Annotated in this window: 8 protein-coding genes; 7 read left to right on the top strand and 1 reads right to left on the bottom strand. The window is 36.5% G+C overall.

Annotated elements, in window-relative coordinates; all coding sequences use genetic code 11:
- The coding region (locus B4W83_RS08110; RefSeq protein ID WP_210433153.1) for an RNA-binding S4 domain-containing protein at positions 1 to 124 on the bottom strand (124 nt) is incomplete at its 3' end.
- Between the two features lie 158 nt (positions 125 to 282).
- Here B4W83_RS08110 and yfmF point away from each other — a divergent pair.
- From yfmF to B4W83_RS08075, 7 genes are read left to right on the top strand one after another with little or no spacing between them, the layout of a single operon-like run.
- Positions 283 to 1,533: an EF-P 5-aminopentanol modification-associated protein YfmF gene (gene yfmF, locus B4W83_RS08105; protein WP_000424266.1), complete on the top strand. Its 1,251-nt coding sequence runs from the start codon at positions 283 to 285 to the stop codon at positions 1,531 to 1,533.
- Positions 1,530 to 2,813, top strand: coding sequence for an EF-P 5-aminopentanol modification-associated protein YfmH (yfmH, locus tag B4W83_RS08100; RefSeq protein WP_000170199.1), 1,284 nt, complete (start codon positions 1,530 to 1,532; stop codon positions 2,811 to 2,813). The genes yfmF and yfmH overlap by 4 nt, the downstream gene beginning before the upstream one ends.
- Before the next feature lie 41 nt (positions 2,814 to 2,854).
- On the top strand, positions 2,855 to 3,697 hold the full coding sequence (gene rodZ, locus B4W83_RS08095) for a cytoskeleton protein RodZ (protein WP_001227966.1): 843 nt from the start codon (positions 2,855 to 2,857) through the stop codon (positions 3,695 to 3,697).
- Between the two features lie 10 nt (positions 3,698 to 3,707).
- Entirely contained in the window at positions 3,708 to 4,253 is a 546-nt protein-coding gene (gene pgsA, locus B4W83_RS08090; protein ID WP_000712127.1) for a CDP-diacylglycerol--glycerol-3-phosphate 3-phosphatidyltransferase, read from the top strand.
- Positions 4,250 to 5,077: an energy-coupling factor ABC transporter ATP-binding protein gene (locus B4W83_RS08085; RefSeq protein ID WP_000835726.1), complete on the top strand. Its 828-nt coding sequence runs from the start codon at positions 4,250 to 4,252 to the stop codon at positions 5,075 to 5,077. Before pgsA ends, B4W83_RS08085 begins: the two co-directional genes overlap by 4 nt.
- Complete coding sequence (locus tag B4W83_RS08080; RefSeq protein WP_000510426.1) at positions 5,062 to 5,901, top strand: energy-coupling factor transporter ATPase; 840 nt, start codon at positions 5,062 to 5,064, stop codon at positions 5,899 to 5,901. Before B4W83_RS08085 ends, B4W83_RS08080 begins: the two co-directional genes overlap by 16 nt.
- Positions 5,894 to 6,688 (top strand): energy-coupling factor transporter transmembrane component T family protein, encoded by a 795-nt coding sequence (locus B4W83_RS08075; RefSeq protein ID WP_000377904.1) that lies wholly within the window; start codon positions 5,894 to 5,896, stop codon positions 6,686 to 6,688. Before B4W83_RS08080 ends, B4W83_RS08075 begins: the two co-directional genes overlap by 8 nt.
- Positions 6,689 to 6,716: the final 28 nt, after the last annotated feature.

The raw sequence follows: 6,716 nt of genomic DNA, 5'->3' as shown, positions 1-6,716 counted from the left end.
TTTTAAGTGATAAAGTCGGGTGTTCAGAGAGAAATGATTTAATAGCTCCTCCGCTATGTGTAATTCCAAGTTCTTTGAGTAGTGCTTGGAGGGTAATAAATTCTTCAAATAATTTGTATTCCATAATTCACCTCAATCTTTGGTATTATACCATATTTTCCTAAAAATAGTGAGAGAGACAGCTAGAAATGTAAGCGATTTTTATTTCAAAAGTGTTACAGGGAACAAGAAAATTTCAGGTTTTCGTGATATAATAGAAGTCTGTATATAAGGAGGTAAATCATGGAGTTAGTGCATGGAATTTCAACACATTTTATCCAATCAAAAAAGTTTAAAACAAACAAAATTACCGTGCGTTTTACCGCTCCATTATCCCTTGATACGATTGCAGGTCACATGTTGAGTGCAAGTATGCTAGAGACTGCTAATCAGATGTACCCCACTTCTCAAGATTTGAGGAGACACTTGGCCAGTCTATACGGTACAGATATGTCAACCAATTGTTTCAGAAGAGGGCAAAGCCACATTATAGAATTGACATTTACCTATGTTCGTGATGAGTTTTTAAGTAGGAAAAACGTGCTAACTTCTCAGATTTTGGAACTTGTAAAAGAAACTCTTTTTTCACCCGTAGTAGTTGATAATGGGTTTGATCCGGCCTTATTTGAAATTGAGAAAAAACAATTGCTAGCAAGTTTAGCAGCTGATATGGATGATTCTTTTTATTTTGCACATAAAGAATTGGATAAATTGTTTTTTCATGATGAACGTCTTCAATTGGAATATAGTGATTTACGAAATCGTATTTTAGCTGAAACTCCACAAAGTTCTTATTCTTGTTTCCAAGAATTTTTGGCCAATGATCGAATAGATTTCTTTTTCCTAGGTGATTTTAATGAGGTTGAAATTCAAAATGTATTAGAATCATTTGGCTTTAAAGCTCGAAAAGGAGATATGAAGGTTCAGTATTGTCAACCTTATTCCAATATCCTTCAGGAAGGTATGGTTCGGAAAAATGTGGGACAGTCTATTTTAGAGTTGGGATATTATTGCTCTGCTGAATATGGCGATGAGCAACATTTACCCATGATTGTAATGAATGGTTTACTTGGTGGATTTGCTCATTCTAAGCTCTTTACAAATGTCCGTGAAAATGCTGGATTAGCTTATACCATTTCAAGTCAGCTTGATTTATTTAGTGGATTCTTGAGAATGTATGCTGGTATCAATCGAGAAAATAGGAATCAGGCTCGAAAAATGATGAATAATCAATTACTTGATTTAAAAAAAGGTTATTTTACAGAGCTTGAGCTAGAGCAGACCAAGGAAATGATTCGTCGGTCTTTGTTGCTTTCTCAAGATAATCAAGGTTCATTGATTGAACGTGCTTATCAAAATGCCTTACTTGGAAAATCTTCAGCAGACTTTAAAGGTTGGATTGCAAAACTCGAGCAAGTTGACAAAGATGCTATTTGTAGAGCAGCTAATAATGTGAAACTACAGGCGATTTACTTTATGGAAGGAATAGAATGACAAAGGTTGTTTTTGAAGAAAAATACTATCCAGCTGTAAAAGAAATGATTTATCGAACTCGTTTGTCAAATGGATTAACAGTTGTTCTTTTGCCTAAAAAGGAATTTAAAGAGGTTTACGGGAGTGTCACTGTACAGTTTGGTTCGGTAGATACGCTTGTCACAGAAGTTGACGGAGATGTAAAAGAATATCCTGCGGGAATTGCTCATTTTCTTGAACATAAATTATTTGAGAGAGAAGATTCTAGCGATTTGATGTCTGCTTTTACGAGTCTAGGTGCAGATAGTAATGCCTTTACAAGTTTTACAAAAACAAGCTATCTTTTTTCAGCAACGGATCATTTTTTAGAAAATTTAGATTTACTTGATGAATTGGTAACATCAGCACATTTTACTGAAGATTCCATTTTAAGAGAGCAGGATATTATTCAGCAAGAACGAGAAATGTATCAAGATGATCCAGATTCGTGTTTATTCTTTTCAACCTTAGCGAATTTGTATCCAGGTACACCTTTAGCGACGGATATAGTTGGAAGTGAGGAGTCCATTTCCCAAATAAATCTAACTAATTTGCAAGAAAATTTTGCAAGATTTTACAAACCTGTAAACATGTCTCTGTTTTTAGTTGGTGATTTTGATGTAGAGAAAGTACAGGACTATTTTGAAAGAAAAAAACTGAAAGATTTAGATGTTCAGGAACTAGCAAGAGAAAAGTTTCTTTTACAGGCTGTAAAGCAAACAGACAGTATGAGAATGGAAGTATCTTCTCCCAAACTAGCGATTGGAGTTAGAGGTAAGCGAGAAGTTGCTGAGGCGGATTGCTATCGACATCATATTTTATTAAAATTATTGTTTGCAATGATGTTTGGTTGGACTTCGGATCGTTTTCAAAAATGTTATGAATCAGGTAAAATAGATGCTTCCTTATCTCTTGAAATTGAAGTAACAAGTCGTTTTCATTTTGTTATGTTGACAATGGATACGAAAGAGCCAGTTGCTTTATCCCATCAATTTAGGAAGGCCATTCGTAATTTTACAAAGGATTTAGATATTACAGAGGATCATTTAGATATTATCAAAAGAGAGATGTTTGGAGAATTTTTCAGTAGCATGAACTCTCTTGAATTGCTTGCAACGCAATATGATGCTTTTGAACATGGTGAGACAATTTTTGATTTGCCGAAAATTTTACAGGAAATTACTTTAGAGGATGTCCTTGAAGCAGGGCATCACTTAATAGATGAAGGGGATATAGTTGATTTCACAATATTCCCATCGTAGTAACCTATCATAATAGACACTAGAAAGAAGGGATGACAAGTATGAGAAAAAAAACAATTGGTGAGGTTTTACGATTAGCTAGAATCAATCAGGGATTGAGTTTAGATGAATTGCAGAAAAAGACAGAAATCCAGTTAGATATGTTGGAAGCAATGGAAGCAGACGATTTCGATCAACTTCCAAGTCCTTTTTACACGCGTTCTTTCTTGAGAAAATATGCATGGGCTGTTGAGTTAGATGACCAAATTGTCTTGGATGCTTATGATTCTGGGAGTATGATTACTTATGAGGAAGTAGATGTTGATGAAGACGAGTTGACAGGGCGCAGACGTTCAAGTAAGAAAAATAAGAAAAAACCATCCTTTTTACCTTTATTTTATTTTATCCTTTTTGCCTTATCTATTTTAATTTTTGTGGCCTATTATGTTTGGAACTATATTCAAACTCAACCAGAGGGGCCTTCTCTTTCTAATTACAGTGTGGTTCAATCAACAAGTTCAATAAGTTCAACTAGCTCTGTTCCCCACTCCTCAAGTAGTAGTTCATCTAGCAGTTCTTCTAGTATAGAATCAGCTATAAGTGTATCAGGTGAAGGAAATCATGTAGAAATCGCTTATAAGACAAGTAAGGAAACAGTTAAATTGCAATTGGCAGTTTCAGATGTTACAAGTTGGGTCAGCGTTTCAGAAAGCGAACTTGAGGGCGGTGTAACCTTATCGCCAGAGAAGAAAAGTGCAGAAGCAACAGTTGCAACTAAAAGTCCTGTAACAATTACCTTAGGTGTTGTAAAAGGTGTTGCTTTGACAGTAGATAATCAGACTGTTGATTTATCGAAATTAACAGCTCAGACTGGACAAATCACTGTAACCTTTACTAAAAATTAAGGAAAAACGAATGAAAAAAGAACAAATTCCCAATCTTTTAACAATAGGTCGAATTCTCTTTATACCTATTTTTATCTTTATTTTAACGATAGGAAATTCGATAGAGAGTCATATAGTGGCAGCTATTATCTTTGCTATTGCTAGTATTACAGATTATTTAGATGGATATTTAGCTCGTAAATGGAATGTGGTCAGTAATTTTGGTAAATTTGCAGATCCTATGGCGGATAAGTTACTAGTTATGTCGGCTTTTATTATGCTGATTGAGTTAGGTATGGCTCCAGCTTGGATTGTTGCAGTGATCATCTGTCGTGAGTTGGCTGTGACAGGTTTAAGGCTTTTATTGGTTGAAACTGGTGGAACAGTTTTAGCAGCAGCAATGCCTGGAAAAATTAAAACTTTTAGTCAGATGTTTGCCATTATTTTCTTGCTATTACATTGGACTTTGCTTGGTCAAGTTCTACTTTATGTGGCCTTGTTTTTCACTATCTACTCTGGCTATGATTATTTCAAGGGTAGTGCCTATGTATTTAAAGGGACATTTGGTTCGAAATGAAATCAATAATTGATGTAAAAAATCTTTCTTTTCGTTATAAGGAAAGTCAAGAATACTATGATGTGAAGGATATTACGTTTCACGTGAAACGTGGAGAATGGCTTTCGATTGTAGGGCATAATGGTAGTGGTAAATCAACGACGGTTCGATTAATTGATGGCTTACTGGAAGCAGAATCTGGAGAGATTGTAATAGATGGTCAACGGTTGACTGAGGAAAATGTTTGGAAAATACGTCGTCAAATCGGTATGGTTTTTCAAAATCCAGACAATCAATTTGTTGGAGCGACTGTTGAAGATGATGTAGCCTTTGGTTTGGAAAATCAGGGTCTTTCTCGTCAAGAAATGAAAAAGAGAGTGGAGGAAGCTCTAGATTTGGTTGGCATGTTGGACTTTAAAAAGAGAGAGCCGGCGCGTCTATCAGGTGGCCAAAAACAACGTGTGGCCATTGCAGGTGTTGTAGCCCTAAGACCAGCTATTTTAATCTTAGATGAAGCAACGAGTATGTTGGACCCTGAGGGGCGTAGAGAACTGATTGAGACAGTACAGGGAATTCGGAAAGACTATGATATGACGGTCATTTCTATTACCCATGATTTGGAAGAAGTTGCCATGAGTGACCGCGTATTGGTCATGAAAAAAGGGGAAATTGAATCAACTAGTAGCCCAAGAGAACTTTTCTCTCGAAATGATTTAGATCAAATTGGATTAGACGATCCTTTTGCCAATCAAGTAAAATATTCTTTGAGCCAGAATGGCTATGATTTACCTGAAAATTATTTGACAGAAAGTGAGCTAGAGGATAAATTATGGGAATTGCTCTAGAAAATGTGAGTTTTACATATCAAGAAGGGACTCCCTTATCTTCAACAGCTTTGTCGGATGTTTCTTTGACGATTGAAGATGGTTCTTATACGGCTTTAATTGGGCACACAGGTAGTGGTAAATCAACTATTTTACAACTCTTAAATGGTTTATTGGTGCCAAGTCAAGGGAGTGTGAGGGTTTTTGATACCTTAATCACCTCGACTTCTAAAAATAAAGATATTCGTCAAATTAGAAAACAGGTTGGCTTGGTATTTCAGTTTGCTGAAAATCAGATTTTTGAAGAAACGGTTTTGAAAGACGTTGCTTTTGGACCGCAAAATTTTGGAGTTTCTGAGGAAGATGCGGAGCAGATTGCGCGTGAGAAACTGGCTCTGGTTGGAATTGATGAATCACTTTTAAATCGTAGCCCGTTTGAGCTGTCAGGGGGACAAATGAGACGTGTGGCCATTGCAGGCATACTTGCCATGGAGCCAGCTGTATTAGTCTTAGATGAACCCACAGCAGGCCTGGATCCTCTGGGTAGAAAAGAGTTGATGAATTTGTTCAAAAAACTCCACCAGTCAGGGATGACCATTGTCTTGGTAACGCATTTGATGGATGATGTTGCTGAATATGCGAATCAAGTCTATGTGATGGAAAAGGGACGTCTAGTTAAGGGTGGTAAGCCAAGTGATGTCTTTCAAGATGTTGTCTTTATGGAAGAAGTGCAGTTGGGAGTACCTAAAATTACGGCCTTTTGTAAACGATTGGCTGATAGAGGCGTGTCATTTAAACGATTACCGATTAAGATAGAGGAGTTCAAGGAGTCGCTAAATGGATAGTATGATTTTGGGGCGTTATATCCCAGGGGATTCGATTGTTCACCGATTGGATCCACGTAGCAAATTGCTTGCTATGATGTTACTGATTTTAATCGTTTTCTGGGCTAATACTCCCTTGACGAATTTAATTCTTTTTATAGCGACAGGGATATTTATTGCCTTGTCAGGAGTATCTCTTTCATTTTTTATTCAGGGCTTGAAGTCTATGTTTTTCTTGATTGCCTTCACAACTATTTTTCAACTATTTTTCATTTCTAATGGGAATGTTTTATTTGAGTTTTCGTTTGTGAGAATCACGGATTATGCTTTGCAACAAGCTGGAATTATTTTTTGTCGCTTTGTATTGATTATTTTCTTTTCAACTTTGTTAACCTTAACGACCATGCCCTTAAGTTTGGCCTCAGCTGTCGAAGCTTTATTAGCACCTTTAAAGCGTGTGAAAGTTCCAGTTCATGAAATTGGATTGATGCTGTCCATGAGTCTACGTTTTGTCCCAACCTTGATGGATGATACGACGCGGATTATGAATGCACAGAAAGCGCGTGGAGTGGATTTTGGTGAAGGAAGCATTGTTCAAAAAGTAAAGGCGATGATTCCCATTTTGATTCCTCTTTTTGCAACAAGTTTAAAACGTGCGGATTCCTTGGCTATCGCTATGGAAGCGCGTGGTTATCAGGGTGGAAAAGGCAGAAGTCAATACCGACAATTGAAATGGACTCTAAAGGATACGCTGACCATTCTTGTTATTATCGTACTTGGTTGTTGCTTATTTTTCTTAAAATCTTAGTAGCTTTCAGGAATTGATAAAAAAGTTA

It is taken from the genome of Streptococcus pseudopneumoniae ATCC BAA-960 = CCUG 49455, assembly GCF_002087075.1.
Classification (GTDB): domain Bacteria; phylum Bacillota; class Bacilli; order Lactobacillales; family Streptococcaceae; genus Streptococcus; species Streptococcus pseudopneumoniae.
The sequence above is the reverse complement of the archived record's forward strand: the minus strand, read 5'-3'. Positions and strand labels throughout refer to the sequence as shown.